This is a genomic window from Salinibacterium amurskyense (assembly GCF_002797685.1).
Lineage (GTDB): Bacteria > Actinomycetota > Actinomycetes > Actinomycetales > Microbacteriaceae > Rhodoglobus > Rhodoglobus amurskyensis.
In genome coordinates, this window is the sequence record NZ_PGFH01000001.1 from 618188 (window position 1) to 643497 (window position 25310).

Below are 25310 nucleotides of genomic sequence, written 5' to 3' on the forward strand. Positions count from 1 at the left end.
CCATGGCTGCGTGCTGAGCAACCACAGCGGGGCCCGGCAGGCATTACGCCGAGGGAAAACACGCAGTCCGCTTGCAGCGCGATAACGGTAACCTTGCAGCACGTTTCTTCAGAGAGAGGTACTGGGTCACCCGACTCGGAACATCATGGATTTTAAGCGCATTTTTCGCGGCCCGGTCCCGTACATCATCATCGGTATCGCCGCCGTCTCGATCGCCGCGAGCCTGCTCCTGGGCGAGGGCTACAAAGAGGTCACCACTCAAGAGGGCCTCGACCTTCTTCAGGGATCGACGGTGTCCTCAGCCACCATCATTGACGGTGAGCAGCGCGTTGACCTCGAGCTCTCCAAAGCTGACGGCGACAACGGCACGAAGGTGCAGTTCTACTACGTGGCACCGCGTGGCACCGAGATCGTTTCTGCGGTCAACGGCGCCGACGTGAAGGAGTTCAACGACAAGGTTCCTCAGGAGAACTTCTTTGTTTCGTTCCTCTCGATCATGCTGCCGTTCCTGATCATCGGCATCATCTTCTTCTTCATCTTCAGCCGCATGCAGGGTGGCGGCGGCAAGGTCATGCAGTTCGGCAAGTCGAAGGCCAAGCTCGTGGGTAAAGACACCCCGCAAGCAACGTTCGCGGATGTCGCTGGTGCTGACGAAGCCATCGAAGAGCTCGAAGAAATCAAAGACTTCCTGAAGGAGCCGGCCAAGTTCTTGGCTGTTGGCGCCCGCATCCCGAAGGGCGTACTGCTGTACGGCCCTCCCGGAACCGGTAAGACTCTGTTGGCCAAGGCCACCGCGGGTGAAGCTGGCGTGCCCTTCTACACAATCTCCGGTTCTGACTTCGTCGAAATGTTCGTGGGTGTCGGTGCAAGCCGTGTTCGTGACCTCTTCGAGCAGGCCAAGCAGAACTCGCCCGCGATCATCTTCATCGACGAGATCGATGCTGTTGGTCGCCACCGTGGTGCCGGAATCGGTGGCGGTAACGATGAGCGCGAGCAGACCCTCAACCAGCTGCTGGTTGAAATGGACGGCTTCGACGCCACCGCCAACGTGATCTTGATCGCTGCAACCAACCGCCCTGACGTTCTCGACCCCGCGCTGCTGCGCCCGGGTCGCTTCGATCGCCAGATTGGTGTGGATGCTCCCGACAAGGGCGGCCGCAAGCAGATTCTCGAAGTGCACGCCAAGGGCAAGCCCATGGCCGAAGGTGTCGACCTGGAAGTTCTTGCTCGCAAGACACCCGGATTCACCGGTGCAGACCTCGCCAACGTGCTCAACGAAGCAGCCCTGTTGACCGCTCGCTCCAACGCGCAGCTCATCGACAACCGTGCTCTCGACGAGGCCGTCGACCGCGTTATGGCCGGGCCGCAGCGACGTTCGCGCCTCATGAACGAGAAAGAAAAGCTCGTTACGGCCTACCACGAGGGTGGTCACGCCGTGGCCGCCGCTTCGATGCGCAATAGCGACCCTGTCACCAAGATCACGATCCTTCCTCGCGGTCGTGCGCTTGGATACACGATGGTCATGCCGCTCGAAGACAAGTACTCCGTATCGCGTAACGAACTGCTCGATCAGCTCGCCTACGCGATGGGTGGCCGCGTCGCGGAAGAAATCGTGTTCCACGACCCCACTACCGGCGCATCCAACGACATCGAAAAGGCAACCTCGATTGCCCGTCGCATGGTCACTGAGTACGGCATGAGTGCCAAGGTCGGTTCCGTGAAGCTGGGCAGCGCCTCGAGCGAACCCTTCATGGGCCGGGATATGAGCTCGAGCCGGGAATACTCCGACGACATGGCCAAGCTCATCGACGACGAAGTTCGGTTGCTCATCGAGCAGGCCCACGACGAGGCATGGCAGATGCTCAACGAGAACCGCAAGGTGCTCGACAAGCTTGCCCGCGAACTCATGGAGAAAGAGACGCTCGACCACGTTGAGCTCGACAAGATCTTCAAGGGAATGGCCAAGTTGCCCGAGCGCCCGCAGTGGCTTTCGAGCGACGCCCGCCCCGTTTCGCAACTACCTCCCATCAAGGTTCCCAAGAAGAAGGTTGTTGAAGCGGACGCTGAAGCGAGCGACGGCGACGACACCACGCCATCGAAGCCGGCACGCACCTCACGGCCACGCAAGTCGCCGGGTGTAGCAACGGCCTAGGGGCAGCATGTCGATCGACCTCGCACGCATCGAAGCTGCGGTAGCCGAGATTCTGGCTGCCGTAGGAGAAGACCCGAACCGGGCTGGCCTCACCGCCACCCCGCGCCGGGTTGCTTCGGCGTACGCAGAGTTTTTTGCGGGCAACGAGATCGACCCGCTCACGCATCTGTCAGACAGCATCGAGTTCACCGCCAAGGCAGACCAAACCGGCGAACTCGTGTTGCTGCGCGACATCGAGTTCCGTTCCATGTGCGAGCATCACTTGCTGCCATTTTTGGGCGTTGCCCACGTGGCCTACATTCCGGATGAGCGCATCATCGGGCTCGGCAACATCGCCCGGGTGGTCGAAACGATTGCCGCTCGTGCGCAACTGCAGGAGCGATTAACCGAAGAGATTGCCGACGCCTTCGATGAAGGACTTTCGCCTCGCGGAGTGCTCGTGGTCGTGGATGCCATGCACGGTTGTGTGTCGGCCCGCGGCCCACGCCAAACGGCAAGCTCCACCGTGACCCTCGCCTCACGCGGTGCACTGAGCGACCCCGTCGAGCGCGCCGAAGTGATGGCGCTCATCGGTCGAGGGCGCGATGCGTAGAGCACCACGCGTGACCGTTCCCCAGATCATGGGCATCCTCAACGTCACGCCCGATTCCTTTAGCGACGGCGGACAGTTCGAGCACGTTGACGCCGCCATCGCGCGCGGTATCGAGCTGCGCAACAACGGCGCGGATGTCGTGGATGTCGGCGGAGAATCGACTCGCCCCGGCGCCGAACGGGTGTCGCCCGCGCTCGAGCAGCAGCGGGTAATCCCGGTGATCGAAGCGCTCACGGCCGAGGGCGTAACCGTGAGCATCGACACGATGAATGCCGAGACTGCACTCGCCGCGGCGAAGGCGGGAGCATCCATCATCAACGATGTCTCAGGCGGGTTGGCCGACCCCGAGATGTATCGGGTCGTCGCCGAAACAGACTTAATTTACATTGCTATGCACTGGCGTGGGCACAGCACCGAGATGGACCAGCTTTCGCAGTACGACGACGTTGTTGCCGACGTGCGCAGTGAGCTGAAGGCGCGATTGGCCGAGATGATGGTGTGGGGAGTGAAGCCCAACCGGGTGGTGCTCGACCCTGGTCTTGGTTTCGCGAAGAAGTCGCGTCACAACTGGGCGCTGTTGGGGCGGATCGACGAGCTGACGTCTCTGGGGCATCCGGTACTCATCGGGGCTTCGCGCAAAAGATTTCTCGCGTCGATGTTGCCGGCCGATGCGCCGCCCGCTGACCGAGATTTGGCCACCGCAGTTATTAGCAATGTCGCCGCCGAAGCCGGGGTGTGGGCCGTTCGTGTGCACGACGTTCCCTCGACCCAGATCGCACTCTCCGTGTATCGCGCCATGCAGAAGGGCAAGAAACGATGAATCCCGCACTGGACGAAATCACCCTCACCGGTCTGCGCGCCACCGCCTTCCACGGCGTCTTCGATCACGAACGTCGCGACGGTCAAACCTTCGTGATTGACGCGACCGTGTACCTCGACTTTGCCGCCGCAGCCAGCACCGATGACCTGGCCCGCACCATCCACTACGGCGAACTGGCCGAAGAGATCGTTGCCGCCGTCGAAAGCAATCCGGTTGACCTCATCGAGACCGTGGTCGAGCGCATCGCCGCCGTCGTACTCGCGCACGAGGCCGCGGTGAGCACCAAGATCACGCTGCACAAGCCCGAAGCGCCCATCACCGTTCCATTCGCCGACGTGTCGGTCACGATCACGCGCCACCGTGCAGCTCGCGCGCAGACCGCGGGCTTCAGCGCAGCGCCGCAGCCGCTCTCATGATTCGCCAACAACGACTGCGCGTCGAACTGCCCGTAATGCTCGCCCTCGGCAGCAACCTCGGCGACCGCGAAACAACCCTGCGCGACGCCGTTCACGCGATTAACGCCATCGACGGTGTGACCGTGGATGCCGCCTCGAGCATCGTGCAAACGCCGGCGTTGAAACTTTCCGGCATCGACCACTCGGCCCCGGCCTATCTCAACGCGGTCGTGTCTGCCCGCAGCGCGCTGGAGCCCCACGCCCTGCTCACTGAACTGCAGCGCATCGAAGCCGAGAACGGTCGCGTGCGCGACGAGCGCTGGGGCGACCGCACCCTCGACATCGACATCATCTCGTTCGCTCACCTGCAGGTGGATGACGAACTCCTGACGATCCCGCATCCGCGTGCCGCTGAGCGCGCCTTCGTTCTCGTGCCGCTGCTGCAACTCGACCCGCACGCGAACCTCGCCGGAGTCGGAGCTGCCGCCGAATGCTTGAGCGCGATCGAGAACGACGCCACTGAGTTTGAGGCGGCACCCCTGTGGTAGCCCGTACCTCCGCGTTGCATCTGGTGACGATTGCGGCCGCGGGCGGGGCCGTCGGCTGGTTGCTTGAAGTGCTGCTCACGGCATCCGGAAACCCGATCGTGCTGCCGTCGATTGCGCTGGCCGTTTCGCTCTTTCTCATTGCCGTGATTGTCGTGGTGTTGGCGGTGCCGATTTATCGTTCGTCGCGCGGTCTGCGCAAAGAACGCGTCAATCCGTTCTTCGCGCTGCGCGTCGTGGTGCTCGCGAAAGCGTCGAGCTTCGCGGGCGCGCTCTTGGGCGGCGCCACTCTCGCGATCGCGTTCTACCTGCTGAGCCGCACTATTACCCCGAGCAGCGGAACCGTGGCCACAAGCTTCGTAGTTTCGGGCGGCGCGGTAGTCTTGCTGATCGCAGGACTGGTCGCTGAACGTTTGTGCACCATCCCGCCTGATGACGACGACCCGTCGTCGCAGCGTCCGATGGACCCCCAAGGAGCAGCGTGACTGAGCGACTCGATCTTCCCGACGCCGAGTGGCGCGGAGTCTCCCGCAAGTACGCCGTCGTTGAAGTAGGCGGACTGCTGATTGTGGGGATCATCATGGCGATCGCTACGTCGATTCCCGCCTTTGTCAGCGGCATCATCTGGTTCGCCGCCATCCCTGCCTCGCTCGGCATCATCTTTCTCATCAACATTCTGCTCACCCCTCGTCGCGTTCGCGCCATCGGCTACATGCTGCGCGAGGATGACCTCGTCTTTCGGCGCGGCCTGATGTTCCGCCGCGTGGTTGCGGTGCCTTACGGGCGCATGCAGCTCGTAGACATCAACCGTGGGCCCCTCGATCGCGCCGTCGGCCTCAGCGAACTCAAGTTTGTGACGGCAGCGGCATCCACCGGAGTCGTGATTCCTGGCCTGCCCGAGCAGGATGCTGAGGAGTTGAGAGACACGCTCGTCGCCCTGGCGGAAAGCCGTAGGGCCGGACTGTGAGCGATCCGCGCGAACCCGGCGAGGCCGCTGACGCCGAGCCCGTCCTCCCGCCAGAGCCCGCCGCCCCCGCCGTGGCGCTGACCGTTCCCGAGAGCGCTCGTCGCCTTGCCGATGGCGAGTGGCACCGGCTGCACCCGGCGACGCCGTTCTTGCGCGGCGGTATCGCGTTCGTGGCGATCATCGGTGTCATCGTCGTGAACGCCCGCGACTTCTTCCTTGATCGCGTTTTCGGGGGCGGCCGAGAGTTCGAGTTCCTGGAACGCTTCGCGGACTCAAGCCTCATTCTTCTCGCGATTCTTGCCGTCCTGGTCGTCTTGCTGCTGAGCGTCGGCGGCTTCTACCTGTCGTGGCGGATGCACACCTTCCGCATCACCGATGAACTCGTTGAGGTGCGCAGCGGCATCGTCTTCCGCACCAACCGGCGGGGACGTCTCGACCGTATTCAGGGCATCAACATCTCGCGCCCGTTCCTGGCTCGACTCTTCGGCGCCGCCAAGCTCGAAGTGAATGTGGCCGGTCAAGACGCGAACGTCGAGCTCGCCTATCTCGGCTCAGCCGGCGCGGATGACCTGCGCCTTGCCATCCTGCAGCTTGCCTCGGGAACGCGTGCCGCGGAGGCAGCGGCAGCGACCGCCGCCGCTCCGGCCGGAGTCGGAGGGCTCGTCGAGTCCCGCGTGAACGAGTTGCTGGCACCGGAGCTCGACCCCAACGCGGCTCCGCCCGAGTCGATCGTGCGGATCAGCATCCCGCGGCTCATCGGATCTCTCGTGCTCAGTGAAGCAACCGTGATCGCCATTCTCGCGGCCATCGGAATCATCACGACGGTGATTGCCACCGGCAAGTATGGCTGGATCTTCGCGCTGCTGCCTGGCCTTCTCGGTCTCTTTGGTTATTTGGCATCGCGACTGACGCGCTCGTTGCGTTACTCGATCGCCTCTACGGATGACGGCATCCGAGTCGGTTATGGCTTGCTGTCGACGACCAACGAGACGCTGCCGCCCGGCCGTATTCACGCGGTCGAGGTATCGCAACCGCTGTTGTGGCGCGCTGCCGGCTGGTGGGAAATCAAGATCAACACCGCGTCGCAGGCGGCGAGTTCGAGCGGTGCGACCGCGAAGACAACGCTGCTGCCCGTCGGCGACATGAACGATGTGCACCGCGTGCTGCAGCTTGTGCTGCCGAGCCTCGCCGACGAGAAATCGCGCGAGCTGCTCGAATGCGGCCTTGCCGCCGGAGCCCACGACGACGCCTACGTCACCTCGCCCAAACGGGCAGCGATCTTGCGTTGGTTCTCGTGGCGCCGCAACGGCTTCGTGCTGATTTCGGATGCCGTAGCACTGCGCAAGGGAGCCATCTGGCGTTCGCTCGTGCTGGTGCCGCAAGCGCGCATGCAGAGCGTCAGCATGAACGAGGGTCCGTTGTTGCGCCGCATGGGCCTCGCAGAACTGCGTATTCACACTGTCGCTGGCCCGATCTCGGCCACGATCGGTGCGCTAGATCGCGGCGATGTTGTGCGCTTCTTCGACGAGGTCGCGCACGCCGCGGTGCACGCTGCCGGCGTTGACACCAGCCATCGCTGGCGCAGTGCTGCCGTGGCGCCTGAAATTGCTTTAGCTCCGGAAGCTGCCGCTCCCGCAGCACCCGCAACTGCCGCAGCCCCCGAAGTTCCTGCAGTTCTGGAAGCGGCTGCACCCGCGGCAATCCCCGAAACCCCGGCAACCCCCGAAACCCCGGCAATCCCCGAAACCCCCGAAACCCCCGAAACCCCGGCAACCCCCGAAACCCCGGCAACCCCCGAAACCCCGGAGGACCACGCGTAATGGCTCAGGCAGCAGGCCGGCTCGGAATCGGCATCATCGGCGCGGGCAAAGTGGGCCCGATTCTGGGCGCAGCGCTCGCGGGCGCAGGCCATGCCATCGTCGGAATCGCGGCATCCTCCGAGCGCAACTTGGAACGCGCAAGCGCGATTCTTCCTGAGGTGCCGGTGCTCGACATCCCGACTCTGGTGGAGCGTAGCGAGCTCGTGATTCTGGCGATTCCCGAGGGCGAGATTGAGTCATTTGCTCAGGGCCTTGCCGATGCTGGAGTCTGGCAGCCGGGGCAACTCGTGTTGCACACGGCGCCCGGGCTCGGCTACCAGGCCTTGGCGCCTGCGCTCGCGTCCGGGGCGATTCCGCTCGCGGTGCATCCGGCCATGGTGTTTACGGGAACGAGCCTCGACCTCACCCGCCTGCACGAAACCTATTGCGCCGTCAGCGCGCCCACCCCGGTGCTGCCGATCGCCCAAGCGCTTGTCGTCGAGATGGGCGCCGAGCCGATCGTCATCGCCGAAAGCGAGCGTGCTGCGTGGGCCGAAGCGGTGAGCACAGCGACGAGTTTCTCGGCCGCCATCGTCGGTCAATCCTTAGATTTGCTTGCTAGCGTCGGGGTGGATGCCCCTTCTCGCGTCTTAGGACCGCTGCTGCGCTCCTCGGTTGAGAGTGCGCTCGCGCGTGCCACAGCGACTAGCATCGATGTTTCCTTGCTCGACCCCGAGCCTAGGCCCCATTCACAGGAGGACCCCTCGTGAGTTCACACCCCCGCCCGCAAGTTATTGAGACCGTCGCGGGTATGCGCGATGTGGTTGCGCACGAGCGCGCCGCTGGCCGCACCATCGCTTTGACGCCCACGCTGGGCGCTCTTCACCAGGGTCACCTCGCTCACGTTGAGCGCGCCGCCGAGCTCGCCGATGTGCGCATCGTTTCGATCTTCGTGAACCCCACACAATTCGGTGCCAACGAAGATCTCGACAAGTATCCGCGCACGATGGATGAAGATCTCGACATGCTCGGCGAGATGGGTGTCCCGTATGTCTTCGCGCCCAGTGTGGAGGAGATGTACCCGAAGGGGCCGACCTCCACCACGATCTCGGCCGGCCAGATCGGCACGATGTTCGAGGGCAAGACCCGCCCCGGCCACTTCGACGGCGTACTCACGGTTGTCGCGAAGCTGCTCGCCATTACGAGCCCACAGTTCGTCACGTTTGGCCAGAAGGATGCGCAGCAGCTCTTTCTCGTTCGCCGCATGATCACCGACCTCAACATCCCGGTGCAGCTCGAGATCATCGAAACCGTGCGCGAAGAAGACGGCCTCGCCCTCTCGAGCCGCAACCAGTTCTTGGATGCCCACCAGCGCGAAGCGGCATCCATTCTGTCGACCGCATTGAACGCGGCGACCTCTGCCGCCGACAGTGGCCTTGACGCCGTAATCGCCGCCGCGCAGGGGGCGCTCATGGGGGAGTCGGGCGTCGAGCTCGACTACTTCACCGTCGTCGATACCGATACCTTCATGCCGGTACCCGATGGCTACCGTGGGCCGGCTGTTGCCCTCGTCGCTGCTCGCGTGGGGGAGACCCGTCTGATCGACAACGCGACCCTCTACGTCGGCTAGTTTTCGCCCGTAGTTCGGGGCGCGACAGCGCGTCGCTATCCCGGCTACGATTGAGGGCGTGAATGACGCTGCTAACGCCCCCGAGCCCACTGAGGCCGAAGTTTCTGAGCAAAAAGCCGTTCGGTTAGAGAAGCGTCAGCGACTCATCGATTCGGGCGCTGAGGCGTACCCGGTTGGCGTCGCTATCACCACGAGCATTCCGGCCGTGCGCGAGAAGTACCCGTCGCTTGAAGCGGATGAGACCACCGGCGATGTCGTCGGTCTCGCGGGTCGTATCGTGCACCTCCGCAACACGGGCAAGCTGTGCTTCGCCTCGGTGCAGTCCGGCGACGGCCAGCGCATCCAGGTCATGGTTTCTCTCGGCGAAGTGGGCGACGAGTCGCTCGCGCTCTGGAAAGAACTCGTTGACCTCGGCGACCACCTCTTCGTGAGCGGTGAAGTTATCTCCAGCCGCCGCGGTGAGCTTTCTGTCATGGTCAAGGAATGGAAGATTGCCGCCAAGGCCGTTCTTCCCCTGCCCAACCTGCACTCCGAGTTGAGCGACGAACAGCGCGTTCGTAGCCGCTACCTCGACCTCATCGTTCGCGACCAGGCCCGCTTCACGGTGCGTGCTCGCGCCAAGGTCAACGCCAGCCTGCGCGCCACGTTCGCCGCGCACGACTACCTCGAAGTCGAAACGCCGATGCTGCAGACGATGCACGGTGGAGCATCCGCTCGCCCCTTCGTCACGCACTCCAACGCCTTCGACACCGAGTTGTACCTGCGCATTGCTCCTGAACTGTTCTTGAAGCGTGCCGTTGTCGGTGGCATCGAGCGCGCCTTCGAGATCAACCGCAACTTCCGCAACGAGGGTGCTGACTCCACGCACTCGCCCGAGTTCGCAATGGTCGAGGCGTACCAGGCCTACGGCGATTACAACCAGATGGCCGACCTCACGCAGGAGCTCGTACAGAACTCCGCCGTGGCTGTCACCGGCTCGACGCTCGTCACACTCTCGGACGGCACCGAGTACGACCTCGGCGGCGAGTGGGCGCGTATCTCGATGTACGACTCCCTCAACGAGGCAGCTGGCCTGAGCGTCACGCCGCAGACGTCCGCTGACGAGCTGAAGGTGCTGGCGGATGCCGTCGGCATCGAGGTCACTCAGCCCACCCACGGCAAGTACGTCGAAGAGCTGTGGGAGCACTACGTCAAGCCGGGTCTCGACCGCCCGACGTTCGTCATGGACTTCCCCGTCGACACGAGTCCGCTCGTGCGTGACCACCGCACCATCGAAGGTGTCGTTGAAAAGTGGGACCTCTACGTTCGCGGCTTCGAATTGGCTACCGGCTACTCCGAGCTCGTTGACCCCGTTATTCAGCGCGAACGCTTCGTGGAGCAGGCTCTTCTCGCCAGCCAGGGCGACGTCGAAGCCATGCGCCTCGACGAAGACTTCATCCGCGCTCTCGAGCACGGTATGCCCCCTACCGGTGGAATCGGTGTCGGTGTCGACCGTTTGTTGATGGCCATCACGGGCCTCGGCATCCGCGAAACCATCCTCTTCCCGCTGGTTAAGTAAGCACGACAATGACTGACCCAGTGCCCAACGAGACTCCGGCTGCGGCTGAGACGCCGGATACGGCTGAGTCTCCGAAGAAGTCGACGATCACCCCCATGCGCATTGCGCTCTGGGTGCTCGTGGCGGGCGCTGGACTCTTCATGGTGCTTACCGGCCTCGTTGGCGTATTAGTAAAGGCTCAGTAGTGGATCGCAAATCATCGCGTCTCATCATGACTGTGACTCTCGTGGGACTTGTCGTACTCATCGCCATAGTCACCCTGGTCAACGGTTAGGCTAGAAGCGTGCCTCAAGAATTCTGGTCGAACGCGATCTTCTCCGTCATCCCGACGATCGCTGTTGGCGTGATTTTCTGGTTCGTCATGGCAGCGATCATTCGCTCTGACCGTACCGAGCGCAGCAGCTACGCCAAGATCGAGGCCGAAGAGCGCGCCAAGATGGCCGCAAAGTCAGAACTTTAGGCTGAGCCCCGAAGCTTGATCTCGGTCGGCAGGAGGCGGCCGCGAGTCTCTGGCGTCACGCCATTCACGAGCTCGAGCACCATCGAAGCCGCTTCGCGCCCCAAGAGATCAGCCGGTTGACGCACGGTTGATAACTGCGGCTGGCAACGCAGCGCCCAATCGCTATCGTCAAAGCCCACGATGCCGACGTCGCCGGGAACGGAACGCCCGTGCTCACGCAGCACGTCCATAGCGCCGGCAGCCAAAGCATCGGATGCCGCGAAAACTCCATCAATATCGCCAGCGCGTTCGAGAAGGGCCTTCATGCCCTGAACGCCGCTGTCGCGCGAGTAAAGCGGAAAGTCGACGACCAGGTTCTCGTCGAACTGGTCGCCTAGGGCATCCCGAAAGCCGGCAAGACGTTCACTGCCGGAGTCGCGGTCGAGCGCGGCGGCGATCATGCCGATCTTCTTGCGGCCGGTGGCGAGAAGTTCGCGAGTGATGTCGCGGGCGGCCCCGCGGTTGTCGATGCCGACGTAGGGCATATCGGGGGCGCTCATGGGGTGGCCGACAAAGACGGCGGGGAGCCCGATGTGAGTGATCGCATCGGCGATGGGGTCGTGCTCGCGGGCGGAGACGATGACGGCGCCGTCAACGAAGCCGCCGCGGAGGTAGTCAGCAATGCGCGCACTGTCGCGGTCAGAGCCAATAATCAAGCACACCAGTTGGTAGTCGGCCTCGGAGAGGCGCTCGTTGGTGCCGAGCAAAATCGCGCCGATGTTGGGGTCTTCGAGAAAGACGGAGTGGGGCTCGTGCACGATGAGCGCGATGGCCTTGGAGCGCTGTGTTGCGAGGTTGCGGGCGGCCATGTTGCGCACGTACCCGACCTTGGCGATGGCCTTCTCGATGGCTTCGCGGGCGGAGTCGGAAACATATGGTTCGCCGTTGAGCATGCGCGAGACGGTGCCGCGGGAGACATTGGCTTCGGCGGCGACATCGAAAATTGTCGCGCGGCGCGGTCGTGCCCCAGAGGTTGCCATGACCCCATGTTAGCGCTCCCACGGGCTTCGCACTTCCCCATGTTCGCGGGACTGTTCACGTTCACAGACACGCCGAATGCTTGACACGTGGAACGATGCTCGCTTAGTGTGTGAACGCTCCCAGAAAACCACTCAAGTTTTCGTCGAACGAAATCTGTGCACGCTCACAGAAATCGAACACAGGTGAGCGGAACTGCTGCTCGTCAGCCCATCCATTGCCAAAGGAGGCACGCGTGACCACACCCCGCGCAGATCGCGTCGCGAGCTGGTCACCCGATTCCCTCGTGCTGGGTTGTGACTACAACCCCGAGCAGTGGTCCGAAGAAGTGTGGCAGCAGGATGTCGCCCTCATGCGTGAGGCCGGGGTCACCCTCGTGGCCATCAACATCTTCGGCTGGGCAGAAATCGAGCCGCGAGCGGGGCAGTACGCCTTCGATCGCCTCGACGCCATCATGGATCTGCTGCACTCTGCCGGCATCCGTGTGAACCTCGGCACCGGCACGTCATCGCCGCCCGCGTGGCTCACCACCGCCCATCCCGACATTCTGCCTACCGCAGCCGACGGCACCCGCCGCTGGCAAGGTGGCCGCCAAGCATGGTGCCCGAGCTCTCCCGAGTTCCGCACTGCTGCCCTCGGTCTCGTCGCAAAGGTTGCCGAACGCTACAGCGGCCACCCTGCCCTCGCGATGTGGCACGTTTCGAACGAACTCGGATGCCACAACGCGCACTGCTACTGCGACACCTCTGCTGCCGCCTTCCGCGACTGGCTCGAAGCGCGCTACGGCACGGTCGACGCTCTCAACGCCGCGTGGGGCACCACGTTCTGGAGCCAGCGCTACAGCGAGTGGAACGAAATTCTGCCTCCCCGCGCCACGCTCTCCTCGGCCAACCCGGCACAGCGCCTCGACTTCAACCGGTTCAGCTCTGACGAGTTGCTCGACTACTACCGCGCCGAAGCAGCCCTGCTGCGCGAAGTGAGCCCGATCCCGGTCACGACGAACTTCATGGTCACCGCCCACATTCGCAGCCAGAACTATTGGCAGTGGGCGAGCGATATGGATGTCATTGCCAACGATCACTACCTCGATCACAGGCTGCCGCATCCGAGCAAAGAACTGTCATTCGCAGCCGACTTCACGCGCGGTCTCGCGCAGGGTTCACCGTGGATGCTCATGGAGCAGGCCAGCAGCGCAGTGAGCTGGCAGCCCCACAACCTGGCCAAGCAGCCGGGCGAAATGCTTCGCAACACGTTGACCCACGTGGCTCGGGGAGCGGACACAATCTGCTTCTTCCAGTGGCGTGCGTCGCGACAGGGTGCCGAGAAGTTCCATTCGGCCCTGCTTCCTCACGCCGGTACTGACACTGCTGTGTGGCGAGAGACCCTCGACCTGGGTGTGAAACTCCACTCCCTCGAGCCTCTCGCGGGCACCCGGGTCGAGGCGTCCGTCGCTCTCGTCTTCAGCTGGGAATCGTGGTGGGCTGCCGAAGGCGACTCACAGCCGTCTTCAGCCGTGCGCTACCTCGAACAGGTGCACGCCGCCTACAACGCCGCCAGCGCGAATGGTGTGACGGTCGACATTGTCGCTCCCGGTGCTGCACTCGACGACTACAAACTCGTCATCGTTCCTAGCCTCTACCTCGTGGACGATGCGAGCGCCGCCGTCATTGCCGACTACGTTGCAGGCGGTGGCAACGCGGTTGTCACCTTCTTCTCCGGCATTGTCGACGAGACAGACGGCATCCGCCTCGACTCAACCGGCGAGACCCCTCCCGGTGCGTTCAGCGACATGCTCGGCGTCTGGACCGAACAGTTCCTGCCCGTGAAGCCTGATGCCCGCATTATGCTCAACGACGGTGGCCAGGCCAGCATCTGGGCCGAGCACGTCCGCCCCACCACAGCGGATGTCGTAGCCGAGTTCGCAACCGGCCCCATGCCTGGTGGCCCGGCCGTCACCCGCAACCGCTTCGGTTCGGGAACGGCGTGGTACGTGGCTACCGCGCTCGACTCCCCGAGTTTTGCCGACCTGATGGGCCGCGCGCTCAACGAGGCTGGCGTCGAAGCGATCGAGCTGCCCGAGGGCGTCGAGGTCGTCACGCGATCGAACGACACGGATCGCTTCCGCTTTGTGATCAACCACAGCGCGCATGAAATTTCTTTCCCCGCCGACGGCGCAGAATTGTTGACGGAAACTACGGTCACAGGTTCGGTGACTGTTCCCGCTGGTGGCGTTCGCGTCATCCGCCTGACTGTCGAAGAAGGAGCAACGCGATGACTACAGACATTGCCAAGCCCGGTACCCCCACCAAGGCGGTGACGAAGAAGGTTCGCCGTGCGACTAAGGCCACGAAGAACCGTGGAGCGGTGCTGTTCTTTATCGCCCCGTTCTCGATACTGTTCGCCCTGTTCTACATCGTGCCGATTCTGGTGGCGATCTATCAGTCGATGCTGACGGTCGAACGCGAAGGAACTTTCGGTAAGCCCACGGAGGTGTTTGGTGGCTTCGTGCAGTACGCGCGAGTGTTCCAAGACGACGCTTTCTGGTCATCCATTCTTCGCGTTTTGAGCTTCGGTGTTGTGCAGGTGCCGATCATGCTCGGCCTCGCTTTGCTGTTGGCGCTGCTGTTGGATTCGCCGCTCGTCAAGGGCAAGCGTTTCTTCCGCCTCGCGTTCTTCGCACCGTATGCGGTTCCCGGTGTTATCGCGGCGGTCATGTGGGGCTTCCTCTACTCGCCCAAGCTCTCACCGTTCACCGCGATCACGAGCGAGATCAACTTCCTCGGTGCCGACCTCGTGCTGTGGGCCATCGCCAACGTCGTGACGTGGGTGTTCGTGGGCTACAACATGATCATCATCTACTCGGCGCTGCTCGCGATCCCCAGTGAAATCTACGAAGCCGCTCGCCTCGATGGTGCGTCGCAGGCTCGCATCGCCTGGTCGATCAAGATTCCGTTGATCACCCCCGCGATCACGCTCACCGCCATCTTCTCGATCATCGGAACGCTGCAGCTGCTCGCCGAACCTCAAGTCTTCAAGAGCTTCACCTCGGCCGTAACCAGCACGTTCACCCCGAACTTGCTCATCTACTCGACAGCGTCGGTGCCCAACGTGAACCTTGCCGCAGCCTTCTCGGTCGTGCTCGCGCTCTTCACCTTCGCGCTCTCGTTCACCGTGCTCAAGTTCACCCAGCGAAAGGCTGACTGATGAGTGCCACGACAACTCGCGTCAAGAAAAACCACGGCCCTCGCGAAAGCCTGTTCTCCCGCGCGGGCGCCATGCTCGTCATGGCCATCTGCACCTTCTACTTCTTGGTGCCGATCTGGTGGCTCTTCGTCGCCGCAACGAAAGATCGCGCCGACTTCACCACGAGCGCACCGCTCTGGTTCGCCGATTTCAACCTCGTCGAAAACATCGTCAACCTGGCGAACTACCGCGATGGTCTGTTCTTTCAGTGGATGCTCAACAGCATTCTCTATGCGGGCGCCGGTGCCGCAGTCGCAACGCTGTTCGCCACGATGATGGGATACGCACTAGCGAAGTACGACTTCCGCGGTCGTGAAACTCTCTTCAACGTTGTGCTCGGTGGCGTGCTGGTGCCGGCAACAGCTCTCGCTCTTCCGCTCTTCTTGGTCTTCAGCCAAGTAGGGGCAACGAACACTTTCTGGTCGGTGTTCCTGCCGAGCATCGTGAGCCCGTTCGGTGTCTACCTCGCCCGCATTTACGCGACCTCGAGTGTGCCGGACGAGCTTGTTGAAGCTGCCCGCATCGATGGCTCAGGCGAGGTGCGTACCTTCTTCACGGTTGCCACTCGACTCATGACGCCAGCGATGGTCACGATTTTCCTGTTCCAGTTCGTCACGATCTGGAACAACTTCTTCCTCCCGCTCATCATGCTGCGCGACGAAAAGCTGTTCCCCGTGACCCTCGGTCTGTACATCTGGAATAGCCAGGTCAACCAGATCCCCGAGATTCGGGCCTACGTGATCATCGGCGCACTGCTCTCGATCATCCCGCTCATCATCGCTTTCCTCAGCTTGCAGCGCTTCTGGCGCAGCGGGCTGGGAACGGGCGCACTCAAATAGTCGCCCCCTCGACCACTCGGCTTGCCCCGAGGGAAACCCCGCACCACAATCACAATCAAGGAAGGTAATCGCATGGCTAATCGCATAGCTCGCGCTGGAGGAGCATTGGTGCTCGTCTCCGCGCTCGCACTCTCAGCATGCTCAACCGGAGCCGGCACAGATGGCGGCACCGATGCCGCTGACGCGTGCACCCCGTCAGAAGGTCCCGTAACGCTCGACTTCACGACCTGGTTGCCCGGCATGGAAGACGCCGCCGCAATCTGGAACGAAAAGAACCCCGACATCCAGGTCAAGGTTCAGACCGGTCCTAATGGTCTTGGTGGAACGTACAAGAACTTCTTCAACCAGATCGAAGCCGGCAACGCGCCCGACCTCGGCCACATTGAATACGACGCCCTACCCAACTTCCGCGTTCAGGACGGCGTTGTAAACATCGCTGACTGTGCCGGAGTAATGGACGCTCAGGACCAGTTCATTGACTGGACCTGGAGCCAGGTTACGTTCGGTGAAGAAGACGCTGTTTACGCGATCCCTCAGGACACCGGCCCCGAAGCACTGTTCTACCGTGCTGACCTGTTCGAAAAGGCTGGCATCCCCATCCCGACGACGTGGGACGAATACGCTGAGGCAGCGAAGACGATTCGCGAAGAGGGTGGCTACATCACCAACTTCTCGCAGAGCGACATCAACGCCTTCGCCGGCCTCGTATGGCAGGCAGACGGCCAGTGGTTCGAAAACGACGGAGAAGCGTGGAACGTCACGCTCGACTCGCCCGAATCGATCATGGTCGCTGACTACTGGCAGGGACTCCTCGACGATGACCTCGTCGCGACCCTCCCGGCCTGGACCGACGAGTGGAACAACGGCTACAACTCGGGCGACGTCTGGACCTGGGTCTCCGCAGTATGGGGTGCAAACTCGATCATGAGTGGCGCACCCGACACCGCTGGCAACTGGGCTGTAGCTCCGATGCCGCAGTGGAACGAAGGCGACTCCGCAGCAGGTAACTGGGGCGGATCAGGAACGGCAGTTCTCAAGGGAAGCGAACACCCCTACGAAGCTGCACAGTTCGCACTCTGGTTGAACACTGACCCGGAGGCACTCGCCAGCATGAACAAGACGGCGAACATCTACCCCGCAACGAAGACCGGTGGCGACCTGCCGGCCTTCTCCGAAGGACTCGACTTCTTCGGCGGGCAGAACATCTACGACGTGTTCGCTGCTGCCGGCGCTGAAGTTAACCCTGACTTCACGTGGGGCCCGACCATGACGCAGGTGTACACCGACGTTGCGGATGGATTCTCCGGCGCGATCTCCGGTTCAGGCACCCTCACGGATGCTTTGACCGACGGTCAGCAGAAGACAATCGACGCCATGAAGGCTGCCGCGATTGCCGTCAACGAATAACACGAACGATATCGTTCACCTCCGTGCCGCGGGCACCAGCTTCGTGCTGGATGCTCGCGGCACGGGCGTGCCGTCGATCACGCACTGGGGTGCAGACCTCGGAGAACTGAACTCTGGCCAACTCGCGGCGCTCGCGGATTCGCGCCAGCGAGCCCTCGGGCCGAGTTCCATCGACGAACCCTTCCGGCTGAGCATCGTTCCCTTGCTCGCCGAGGGCTGGACCGGCCTGCCCGGGCTAGAGGGGCGCCACGATCAGCGAGCGGCTGCTAGCGGTGCGGATGCAGGCGGTGGCCGAGTGCGCCGCCCCGCACTGCGCACCGAGAGCATCGAGCATCCGGAGCCTCGCGTCGTTCGCGTCGTGCTTGTCGACGCTACGGGCCCGTCTGGCGCCGCCGTTGCAGACGCGGATGCCGCTGTCGTGTTGCGCCTCACGATCACTTTCGAGCTGACTGCTGCCGGAGTATTGCGCAGTCGTTCCCAGCTCACCAACACCGCCACCGAGACCTTCGAGCTCTCGTCGCTGGCCACCATTCTTCCGCTTGCGCCCGTCGCGCGTGAGCGACTCGACTTCAGCGGAATCTGGGCAGCCGAACGGCAGCCCCAACGCTCCGCCATCGACTACGGAACCTGGCTGCGCGAGTCGCGTCACGGTCGCCGCGGTCATGACGACTCCTACCTCACCGTGGCGGGCACACCCGGCTTTGGCTTTCGCCACGGTGAGGTCTGGGCGATGCACCTCGGCACCAGCGGCGACACCCGCGTCTGGCTTGACCGTTCGGCCTTGGGCGTCACAACCGTCGGAGCCGCTGAGCTTCTTGCGCCCGGCGAGATTCGTCTTGCCACGGGCGATTCGTACGAAACCCCGTGGGCCTTCGCTGCGTGGTCGGATGCCGGCCTCGACGGCCTGAGCGACCGTTTCCATGCCTGGTTCCGTGGCCTGCCCGCGCACCCGTCGACACCGCGACCGCTCACCCTCAACACGTGGGAAGCCGTCTATTTCGACCACAACTTCGAGCAACTGGCCGCACTGGCTGACGCCGCCGCCGATGCCGGCGTCGAACGCTTCGTGCTCGATGACGGCTGGATGAAAAACCGCACCGACGACAAGCGGGCTCTCGGCGACTGGACCGTCGACGAGCCGTCGTGGCCCGAGGGGCTGACTCCACTCGTGGATCGCGTGACCGCCAGCGGGATGCAGTTTGGGCTGTGGGTCGAGCCCGAGATGGTGTCTCTCGACTCGGATCTCGCGCGCGAGCATCCGGAGTGGATTCTTCGTGACGATGACCGCCCGTTACCGAAGTCGTGGCGCAACCAGTTTGTGCTCGACCTCGACAACCCTGCTGCTTTCGCGCACGTGCTCGACGCGATCAGTGCGCTGCTCGACTCGTATGCGATCAGCTACCTGAAGTGGGACATGAATCGCGACCTGCTTGGTGGCTCGGTTCACCGGCACGTCGCGGCCACCTATCGCCTGATGGATGAGCTGCGCGAGCGGTACCCGCACGTGGAGATTGAGTCGTGTGCCTCGGGCGGTGCCAGGGTGGATGCCGGAGTGCTCGAGCGAGTGCAGCGAGTGTGGCCATCCGACACCAACGATGCTCACGACCGTTTCTCGATCATGCGCTGGACCAACCTGCTCGTGCCCTTTGAATACTTGGGCTCCCACGTTGGCTCTTCGCCTGCGCACACGTCGGGGCGTTCGCTGTCTCTCGGCTTCCGGCTCGCGACCGCCCTCATGGGCCATTCCGGTATCGAGTGGGATCTCACGGCAACGACCGCTGACGAGCGTGCTGCCCTGCCCGTCTGGGCGGCGGCGTACCGTTCGCTGCGCGGCCTCATCCACTCGGGTCGCGTCGTGCGCGGCGAGCTCGAAGTCACTCAACCCATCGTCACGGGCATTGTGGCGGATGATGCTTCCGGCGTTGCCGACGCGGTCTTCTGGGTGACGTGCCTCGATACTCCCTCCGATGCTGTTCCGACGTCCCGGCGTTTGCCCGGGCTTGACCCGCACCGCGAATACCGCATCAGCCCCGTAGATGTGGGTGCGGCAGCGGCAACCTACCCGGGCACTGCGCCAGCTTGGTGGCTCGACGGCACTGTTGTGTTGTCGGGTGCGGTGCTCGGGTCGGTCGGGCTTCAGCTGCCCATTCTTCATCCCGACGAAGCGCTCGTGCTGCGAGTGACGGCGGTCTAGCGGCGGTCTAGCGGCGGTTCACAACCGCGGCTTCAGCCTGATCGTCGGTAATTCTGGGGCGGGCAACGGATGCCCGTCAAAGTTGGCCACGGTGCCGAAGCGTCCAACGGGGTTGCCGCCCTCAATCACGTCGGCCTGCCATTGCGCGCGGAACTTCACGATCTCGTCGTGACTGCGCCCGATGAAGTTCCACCACATGACGATGGCTTCGCCGAGCGGTTCGCCGCCGAGGAGCAGGAGCCGGGCATCCGTCGTCGCCGTGATAGTCAGTTCGGTGAGGCCGGGAGCGAGATACGCCAGGTGATCGGTGGGGGTCGCGACGTTCGCGATGGTTACGTCGCCGGCATCCACGAGTACGCCGTGTTCGAAGCTGGCTTTGAGAGCGAGCGTGATGCTGGTGCCGGCGGGCACGTCAAGCTGCGCGCCAAGGAGAGGTGAGAACACTCGCGCTGGCGACGAGACGCCGGCGAGTTCACCGATGAAGACGCTCACCGTCGCGCCCTGATGCTCGAACGGCGTCGGAACATAGTTCTCAAACGCGGGAGTCGTATCGCGGTGGGCGTTCGGCAGGGCGACCCACAGTTGCGCGCCGTGCAGCATCGTCGGCTCGGCGGGGGAGACCTCCGAGTGCGAGATTCCGCGACCGGCCGTCATGAGATTCAACTCTCCGGGCCGCACGGTCGCGAGACTGCCGACGCTATCGCGGTGCTCGATGTCGCCAGCGAAGAGCCAACTGACGGTTTGCAGACCGGTATGCGGATGCGGGGGCACGTGCATCCGCGTCGTCTCCGGTCCGTAGTGGTCGACGAAACACCACCCGCCGATGAGCGAGCGGGAACGCTGCGGCAGAGTACGCCGCACGTTCATCGCACGGGGACCACCGAGCGGAACCTCGCGCGGAGTAAGTAACTGCACACCAGCGCCCTGCTGCGTTTCGCACAGCACTTCGGCGGGGTTCTTCTCAGTGTTACTCACGGCGGCTCCTCACCTCATGTCGTGACGCTGAGTGCTAGCGTGCCACAAAAATGACCCCGCGATAAGTGGGATCACCGAACGCCACCATCCGGTCGAGCACCGCGATCGAGACGGGTAGATCGTGGGAGTCGACCCACGTCTCGCCTTGCTCGGCCGTGATCCACGGATCGTTGAGCAGAACGGTGTCGCCCTTCACCGAGTGCGCCACGACCCAGTGCGGCGTCGAGGCATCGTGCATGGGTTCTTCTTCGATCAAGAGGATCGCGAGTTCGCCACCGGCCACGCGTTCGGTGATCTGCTGAATCGACAGCGGGGCCGTGTGCTGCTGGATGCCGCGGCTCGCCGCTTCGGCCCGAGACTGCTCCTGCAGCTGCTCGCGGAACGCGCGCTCTTCGCCCTCGTAGGTTTCGAGGAGCGTCGGCTCGGTCGTGTCGAGATGCAGTTCAAGACTGATGGCGGAGGCCGACTGCGCGATCACGTCGTGAACAGCGACGGCGAGACCGAGGGGCTCGCAGGCGGGGAAGTTGGTGGCGGAGCGCCAGAAAGCGAGTTCGCGCTCGCGGGCATCCTCATCTTCGGTGTCGGCGAAAGGCTCTAGGCCAAGGTGGCTGAGAGCCGTCATGGCGGCAACCGCACCACACGTGAAGAGCGTGGTCTGGCCGTAGTAGCGCAACTGCTCGTGCGGCCAGCCTCCGTGCCACAGCACGAAGCCGCGAACGCCCTGAGTGCCATCCGCCGAAGAGATGGGGGTGCGCAGCTCGGTGAAGCCGAGGTCGGCGGCGAAGGCGGGGAGCTCAGCGTCGAGCGGAAGCTGCCACTTGAGGGCGGCCTCGCCACGCTCCGCGGAAGCCGCGATCAGTTCGCCGAGAAGACTCTGGGCGGCAGCATCGCTGTCGGCCCAGAGATCAACAAGCTTCGTGTAGCGCGTATTCGGGCGACCCGAGGTGAGGGCAGCGGCGTTGCCGGTGGGGGAGTCGAGCATCCACACCCGAGGGTTATACGGCTCGCGATCGCGCTGCCATTGAGCGGCACGCTCGGTGCCGAGAGCCTCGATGAGGTGCGCGGGAAGCTCGGCGGGCGAGAGCTGAACGGGAGCAGTGCCGACGGTTGCGCCAACGAGAGCATCAACGACAGTACTCACGGCAGCGTCGGTCGTGTTCGGGGCGGCAGAGTCAGCAGGAGTGGAGGTGTCCACGGGGTCCTTTCGGGGCGAGTCGGGCGCTTGTGGCGCCGAGCTCAGTGAGTGGGTGCTTCGTGAATCGACGCCGCAACGAGCGCCTGAGTGTAGGGATGAGTCGGGGCGGTGAGTACGTCGTGGCACAGGCCAGACTCGACAACGTCGCCGTGACGCAGCACGTAGACGCGGTCGGCGAGCTGGCGCACCACGGCAAGGTCGTGCGAGATGAAGAGGATCGAGAGTCCGAGTTCGACGCGCAGCTTGGCGAGCAGATCGAGAATCTGCTTCTGCACCGACACATCGAGCGCCGATACCGATTCGTCGCAGATCAGCAGCTCGGGCTGCACGGCGAGAGCGCGCGCGATGGCCACGCGCTGACGCTGACCACCCGAGAGCTCAGCCGGTCGTTTGCGGGCAAACTCGAGCGGCAACTCCACGAGTTGCAACAGGCCGTTCAAGTCGGATGCCGGACGGCCCGCGACCCGCAGCGCTAACTTCAGCGACCGCCCGACGCTGATCATCGGGTTGAGCGAGGAGTACGGATCTTGGAACACGATTTGCATCTGCTTGGGCGTGCGCGAAGCTCGCCCGGGAGCAAGCGCAACGCCGTGGAAAGCGATAACACCACTTGACTCGTGCTCGAGCCCGGCGATGCAGCGCGCGATCGTGGTCTTGCCCGAGCCGCTCTCGCCGACGATGCCGACGGTTTCGCCGCGGCCTACCGTGACGCTCACGCCGTGCAATACGGTCTTGTCGCCGAAGCTCTTCGTGACGTCGGTCGCGACAACAAGGTCGCCAACGCCGGTCGCCGCGTCGCCGCCCGCACCAGCCCCGGATGCCGCACGCACGACCCCGGCGGAGCGGTCAGTGAGCGAGGGGTCGGCTTCGATCAGCGCCCGAGTGTAGGGGTGGCTTGGCGCATTGAGCACGGAGCTCGTGACACCGCGCTCCACGATCTCGCCGTGGCGCATCACGAGCACGTGTTCGGCTCGCCCGCGCACCATGCCGAGGTCGTGCGAGATGAGCAGGGCCGCCATGCCGCGCTTCTCTTGCAGGCCCCGAAGGAGGTCGAGAATCTCGCCCTGGTTGCTCGCATCGAGAGCCGTAGTCGGCTCGTCAGCAATGAGCAGTTCGGGGTCCGTGGCGAGGGCCGCCGCGATAGCAACCCGTTGACGCATTCCGCCGGAGAGTTCGTGCGGGTAGGCGCGCGCGACTTCCGCGGGCAGGTTCACTTCGGCCAGACGCTGAGTCACCAGTTCGGTGCACTCGGCCTTGCTGAGGCGGGTGGCGCTCGCGGCCTGAATTGTCATCGCGATTTGGGTTCCGCAGCGGTGCACGGGACTCAAGCTCGTGAAGGGGTCTTGCAGCAGCAACGAGATGCGGCGACCGCGGGTGGCCCGCCAGACAGCATCCGTAGCGGGCAGTTCGATCGTTGCGCTCGCAAGCTCGATGGTGCCGCGCGCGGTGAAGCCGGCCGGCAACAGCCCGGCGATGGCTTTGGCTGAGAGCGTCTTACCGGAGCCCGATTCGCCGATGAGCGCGAGGGTTTCGCCCGGCGCGATGGAGAAATCGAATGGCTTGACGACAACGCCGGCGGGGCCATCGACGGTGAGGCCGGTAACCGTCACTTGCGCGGCCGCCGGGGTGTCCGGGTGGGCGCCCGCGGCGGGAGTATTCGCGGCGTTGAGCTGGGTCATGAGCGTCCCGTTCGGGTCAAGATTTGGCCGAGCCAGTCACCGACGAGGTTCGCCGCGGAGGCGACGCCGATGATGAGCAGAGCCGGAATGAGAACAGCAGCGGGGTTGTCGATCATGATCGCGCGACCGTCGGTGAGTTGGCGTCCCCAATCGGCCGTGCCCGGGGCAACGCCGACGCCCAAGAACGACAGCGACGAGAACGCCACGAGGGCGAAGGCCACATTGAGCATCGAGTTGGTGATGATGAGCGACGAGACGTTCGGCAACACCTGCGTGAACATGATGCGGGTCTTGGAGAGCGACAGCATTTGGGCTGCCTCCACGAACGGCCGCGCGGCCTGCTCCATAACCCCGGCGCGCACAATGCGGATGTCCGAGGGCGAGAACAGCAAGATCAACAGCAGTACGGTCATCCAGTAGCCAGCTCCGAAAACGCCCGCGACCACGATCGCGGCCAGCAGCAGCGGCAGCGAGAACAGCAGGTCGGTCCAGCGGCCAATGATGAAGTCGATAGGCCCACGAAGGTAGCCCGACACCGTGCCGAGCAGAATGCCGAGCAGCATCGACCCGAGAGCAACACACACCGGGCCCACGAGGGCGGATGATGCTCCCGCGATCGTCAGCGCGAGCACGTCACGGCCGAGTTCGTCGGTGCCGAGAAGGTGACCGGGGCTGCCCGGAGGCAGCAAGGAATCGAGAATCGACTGGGCGGTGGCATCCGGAGCGATGAGGTTGCCGAAGATGGCCAAGAACGTCACGAGACCCAGCAGGGCGATGGAGACCCAGACGGCGACCGGGTGACGGCGACGCGACCGGGGTGTTTTAGCTAAGACGATAGCTTCGGTGCTGCTCACTGTGCACCCTCCTTAGCGCGGATGCGGGGGTCGAGGAAAATGTAGGCGAGGTCGGCCAACAGTGCGATGGTTGCGATCGTCACGGCCACCAGCAGGGTGAGCGCTTGCACGACGGCGATGTCTTTGAACAGCACGGAACCTTGCAGCAGGGTGCCGAGTCCGGGCAGCGCGAACGTGGTTTCGGCGAGCACGGTGCCGCCGACCAAGAAGGTCAGTACGAGGCTGGCGCCAGTAACGATCGGGATGGCGGCGTTGCGCAGGGCGATCATATGCACTTGGCGGTCGGGCAGGCCCCGCGCGCGACCAAAGGTCACATAGTCACTGTCGAGTTCACGCAGCATGGCGGTGCGGGTGAGCTTGAGAATGATCGCGCCAAGCCCCAAGGCCAGAGTGATGGCCGGCAGCACGAGGTGCCAGAGGGTGTCGAGGCCACCGTCGCCCGATCCATAGACAGGAAAGATCGGCAGGTAGAACGCGAAGACATAGAGCAGGAGGAGGCCGACGGCGAAGGTGGGGGCGCTGAGGCCGACGATTCCGACACCGGTTGCGAAGCGGTCGATCCAGCTTCCCGAACGAACGGCGCTCTGCACGCCGAGGGGGATCGCGACGACGAGCGCGAGCACGAAGGCGAGTCCGCTGAGAGCAGCGGTGATTCCGAGACGTGCGCCGATCACGTTGGAGACCGAGTCTTGCAGTCGAATGGACTGCCCGAAGTCTCCCGTGAGGGCGTTACCCAACCAGATCAGGTACTGCATGTAGAGCGGCTGATCGAGGTTGTATTGAGCCCGGATGGCGGCCACCGCTTCAGGAGAGGATGGCCGGTTGCCGAGCAGGTTCTTGACGATATCGCCGGGGGCGAGATGCAGCATCGAGAACACGATGATGGAGAGCACCAACAGAATTCCGAGGGTGCCGAGCACGCGCACCACGAGCATGCGGCCCAGGGGCCGAGCTCGTGATGCGCGTGCAATCGGGGAAGTGGTCACTGA

24 protein-coding genes are annotated in these 25310 nt (G+C 63.7%); 18 read left to right on the forward strand and 6 right to left on the reverse strand.

Going from position 1 to position 25310, the window contains the following annotated elements; translation table 11 throughout:
- Positions 1–145: 145 nt before the first annotated feature.
- The 13 genes from ftsH to CLV85_RS13400 all read left to right on the forward strand — a co-directional run bounded on the left by ftsH (position 146) and on the right by CLV85_RS13400 (position 10918).
- Positions 146–2152, forward strand: coding sequence for an ATP-dependent zinc metalloprotease FtsH (gene ftsH, locus CLV85_RS02825; RefSeq protein WP_100388083.1), 2007 nt, complete (start codon positions 146–148; stop codon positions 2150–2152).
- Between the two features lie 7 nt (positions 2153–2159).
- Positions 2160–2744 carry a GTP cyclohydrolase I FolE gene (folE, locus tag CLV85_RS02830; RefSeq protein WP_100388084.1) on the forward strand — a complete coding sequence of 195 codons (585 nt, stop codon included), beginning with the start codon at positions 2160–2162 and terminating at the stop codon, positions 2742–2744.
- A 28-nt stretch (positions 2745–2772) separates the two neighbouring features.
- Positions 2773–3564 carry a dihydropteroate synthase gene (gene folP, locus CLV85_RS02835; protein ID WP_100389243.1) on the forward strand — a complete coding sequence of 264 codons (792 nt, stop codon included), beginning with the start codon at positions 2773–2775 and terminating at the stop codon, positions 3562–3564.
- Complete coding sequence (gene folB, locus CLV85_RS02840; protein ID WP_100388085.1) at positions 3561–3980, forward strand: dihydroneopterin aldolase; 420 nt, start codon at positions 3561–3563, stop codon at positions 3978–3980. Before folP ends, folB begins: the two co-directional genes overlap by 4 nt.
- A complete protein-coding gene (folK, locus tag CLV85_RS02845) occupies positions 3977–4507 on the forward strand; it encodes a 2-amino-4-hydroxy-6-hydroxymethyldihydropteridine diphosphokinase (protein ID WP_100388086.1) in 531 nt (176 codons plus the stop codon). Before folB ends, folK begins: the two co-directional genes overlap by 4 nt.
- 23 nt (positions 4508–4530) lie before the next feature.
- Positions 4531–4989: a DUF3180 domain-containing protein gene (locus tag CLV85_RS02850; protein WP_244899822.1), complete on the forward strand. Its 459-nt coding sequence runs from the start codon at positions 4531–4533 to the stop codon at positions 4987–4989.
- Positions 4986–5471: a PH domain-containing protein gene (locus tag CLV85_RS02855; RefSeq protein WP_100388088.1), complete on the forward strand. Its 486-nt coding sequence runs from the start codon at positions 4986–4988 to the stop codon at positions 5469–5471. The genes CLV85_RS02850 and CLV85_RS02855 overlap by 4 nt, the downstream gene beginning before the upstream one ends.
- Positions 5468–7291, forward strand: coding sequence for a PH domain-containing protein (locus CLV85_RS02860; protein WP_100388089.1), 1824 nt, complete (start codon positions 5468–5470; stop codon positions 7289–7291). The genes CLV85_RS02855 and CLV85_RS02860 overlap by 4 nt, the downstream gene beginning before the upstream one ends.
- Entirely contained in the window at positions 7291–8040 is a 750-nt protein-coding gene (locus CLV85_RS02865) for a Rossmann-like and DUF2520 domain-containing protein (protein ID WP_100388090.1), read from the forward strand. Before CLV85_RS02860 ends, CLV85_RS02865 begins: the two co-directional genes overlap by 1 nt.
- Entirely contained in the window at positions 8037–8900 is an 864-nt protein-coding gene (gene panC / locus CLV85_RS02870) for a pantoate--beta-alanine ligase (protein WP_100388091.1), read from the forward strand. Before CLV85_RS02865 ends, panC begins: the two co-directional genes overlap by 4 nt.
- Before the next feature lie 58 nt (positions 8901–8958).
- On the forward strand, positions 8959–10458 hold the full coding sequence (lysS, locus tag CLV85_RS02875; protein ID WP_100388092.1) for a lysine--tRNA ligase: 1500 nt from the start codon (positions 8959–8961) through the stop codon (positions 10456–10458).
- An 8-nt stretch (positions 10459–10466) separates the two neighbouring features.
- Positions 10467–10643 (forward strand): hypothetical protein, encoded by a 177-nt coding sequence (locus CLV85_RS13315; protein WP_157847472.1) that lies wholly within the window; start codon positions 10467–10469, stop codon positions 10641–10643.
- 98 nt (positions 10644–10741) lie between these two features.
- Positions 10742–10918: a hypothetical protein gene (locus tag CLV85_RS13400; protein ID WP_169925791.1), complete on the forward strand. Its 177-nt coding sequence runs from the start codon at positions 10742–10744 to the stop codon at positions 10916–10918.
- Here the strand turns inward: CLV85_RS13400 and CLV85_RS02880 are convergent.
- A complete protein-coding gene (locus CLV85_RS02880; RefSeq protein WP_100388093.1) occupies positions 10915–11937 on the reverse strand; it encodes a LacI family DNA-binding transcriptional regulator in 1023 nt (340 codons plus the stop codon). The two genes, CLV85_RS13400 and CLV85_RS02880, sit on opposite strands and share 4 nt — an antisense overlap.
- A 233-nt stretch (positions 11938–12170) precedes the next feature.
- Between CLV85_RS02880 and CLV85_RS02885 the strand changes: the two genes are divergently transcribed.
- The 5 genes from CLV85_RS02885 (at position 12171) to CLV85_RS02905 (ending at position 19618) form a co-directional block, all read left to right on the forward strand.
- Positions 12171–14210 (forward strand): beta-galactosidase, encoded by a 2040-nt coding sequence (locus CLV85_RS02885; protein WP_100388094.1) that lies wholly within the window; start codon positions 12171–12173, stop codon positions 14208–14210.
- Positions 14207–15139 (forward strand): carbohydrate ABC transporter permease, encoded by a 933-nt coding sequence (locus tag CLV85_RS02890; protein WP_100388095.1) that lies wholly within the window; start codon positions 14207–14209, stop codon positions 15137–15139. The genes CLV85_RS02885 and CLV85_RS02890 overlap by 4 nt, the downstream gene beginning before the upstream one ends.
- On the forward strand, positions 15139–16017 hold the full coding sequence (locus CLV85_RS02895) for a carbohydrate ABC transporter permease (protein ID WP_205030312.1): 879 nt from the start codon (positions 15139–15141) through the stop codon (positions 16015–16017). Before CLV85_RS02890 ends, CLV85_RS02895 begins: the two co-directional genes overlap by 1 nt.
- Before the next feature lie 72 nt (positions 16018–16089).
- Positions 16090–17424 carry an ABC transporter substrate-binding protein gene (locus CLV85_RS02900; RefSeq protein WP_100388096.1) on the forward strand — a complete coding sequence of 445 codons (1335 nt, stop codon included), beginning with the start codon at positions 16090–16092 and terminating at the stop codon, positions 17422–17424.
- Positions 17408–19618 carry an alpha-galactosidase gene (locus tag CLV85_RS02905; protein WP_100388097.1) on the forward strand — a complete coding sequence of 737 codons (2211 nt, stop codon included), beginning with the start codon at positions 17408–17410 and terminating at the stop codon, positions 19616–19618. Before CLV85_RS02900 ends, CLV85_RS02905 begins: the two co-directional genes overlap by 17 nt.
- 18 nt (positions 19619–19636) lie before the next feature.
- Here CLV85_RS02905 and CLV85_RS02910 read toward each other — a convergent pair whose 3' ends face one another.
- Genes CLV85_RS02910 through CLV85_RS02930 form a run of 5 tightly spaced genes read right to left on the reverse strand, consistent with a single transcriptional unit; the run spans position 19637 to position 25307 of the window.
- On the reverse strand, positions 19637–20593 hold the full coding sequence (locus tag CLV85_RS02910; protein WP_100388098.1) for a pirin family protein: 957 nt from the start codon (positions 20591–20593) through the stop codon (positions 19637–19639).
- A gap of 34 nt (positions 20594–20627) precedes the next feature.
- A complete protein-coding gene (locus CLV85_RS02915; protein WP_229820365.1) occupies positions 20628–21788 on the reverse strand; it encodes a peptidase C39 family protein in 1161 nt (386 codons plus the stop codon).
- 41 nt (positions 21789–21829) lie between these two features.
- The gene (locus tag CLV85_RS02920; protein ID WP_229820364.1) at positions 21830–23467 is read right to left on the reverse strand and encodes an ATP-binding cassette domain-containing protein; all 1638 of its coding nucleotides are present in this window, start codon (positions 23465–23467) and stop codon (positions 21830–21832) included.
- Entirely contained in the window at positions 23464–24321 is an 858-nt protein-coding gene (locus CLV85_RS02925) for an ABC transporter permease (RefSeq protein ID WP_100388099.1), read from the reverse strand. The genes CLV85_RS02920 and CLV85_RS02925 overlap by 4 nt, the downstream gene beginning before the upstream one ends.
- On the reverse strand, positions 24318–25307 hold the full coding sequence (locus tag CLV85_RS02930) for an ABC transporter permease (RefSeq protein WP_100388100.1): 990 nt from the start codon (positions 25305–25307) through the stop codon (positions 24318–24320). The genes CLV85_RS02925 and CLV85_RS02930 overlap by 4 nt, the downstream gene beginning before the upstream one ends.
- Between the last annotated feature and the right edge of the window lie 3 nt (positions 25308–25310).

Excerpts from the sequence above, each read along its gene's own strand:
- ftsH (WP_100388083.1), top strand. The coding sequence starts at position 146 with ATGGATTTTAAGCGCATTTTTCGCGGCCCGGTCCCGTACATCATCATC.
- folE (WP_100388084.1), top strand. The coding sequence starts at position 2,160 with ATGTCGATCGACCTCGCACGCATCGAAGCTGCGGTAGCCGAGATTCTG.
- folP (WP_100389243.1), top strand. The coding sequence starts at position 2,773 with ATGGGCATCCTCAACGTCACGCCCGATTCCTTTAGCGACGGCGGACAG.
- folB (WP_100388085.1), top strand. The coding sequence starts at position 3,561 with ATGAATCCCGCACTGGACGAAATCACCCTCACCGGTCTGCGCGCCACC.
- folK (WP_100388086.1), top strand. The coding sequence starts at position 3,977 with ATGATTCGCCAACAACGACTGCGCGTCGAACTGCCCGTAATGCTCGCC.
- CLV85_RS02865 (WP_100388090.1), top strand. The coding sequence starts at position 7,291 with ATGGCTCAGGCAGCAGGCCGGCTCGGAATCGGCATCATCGGCGCGGGC.
- CLV85_RS13315 (WP_157847472.1), top strand. The coding sequence starts at position 10,467 with ATGACTGACCCAGTGCCCAACGAGACTCCGGCTGCGGCTGAGACGCCG.
- CLV85_RS02880 (WP_100388093.1), bottom strand. The coding sequence starts at position 11,937 with ATGGCAACCTCTGGGGCACGACCGCGCCGCGCGACAATTTTCGATGTC.
- CLV85_RS02890 (WP_100388095.1), top strand. The coding sequence starts at position 14,207 with ATGACTACAGACATTGCCAAGCCCGGTACCCCCACCAAGGCGGTGACG.
- CLV85_RS02895 (WP_205030312.1), top strand. The coding sequence starts at position 15,139 with ATGAGTGCCACGACAACTCGCGTCAAGAAAAACCACGGCCCTCGCGAA.
- CLV85_RS02900 (WP_100388096.1), top strand. The coding sequence starts at position 16,090 with ATGGCTAATCGCATAGCTCGCGCTGGAGGAGCATTGGTGCTCGTCTCC.
- CLV85_RS02920 (WP_229820364.1), bottom strand. The coding sequence starts at position 23,467 with ATGACCCAGCTCAACGCCGCGAATACTCCCGCCGCGGGCGCCCACCCG.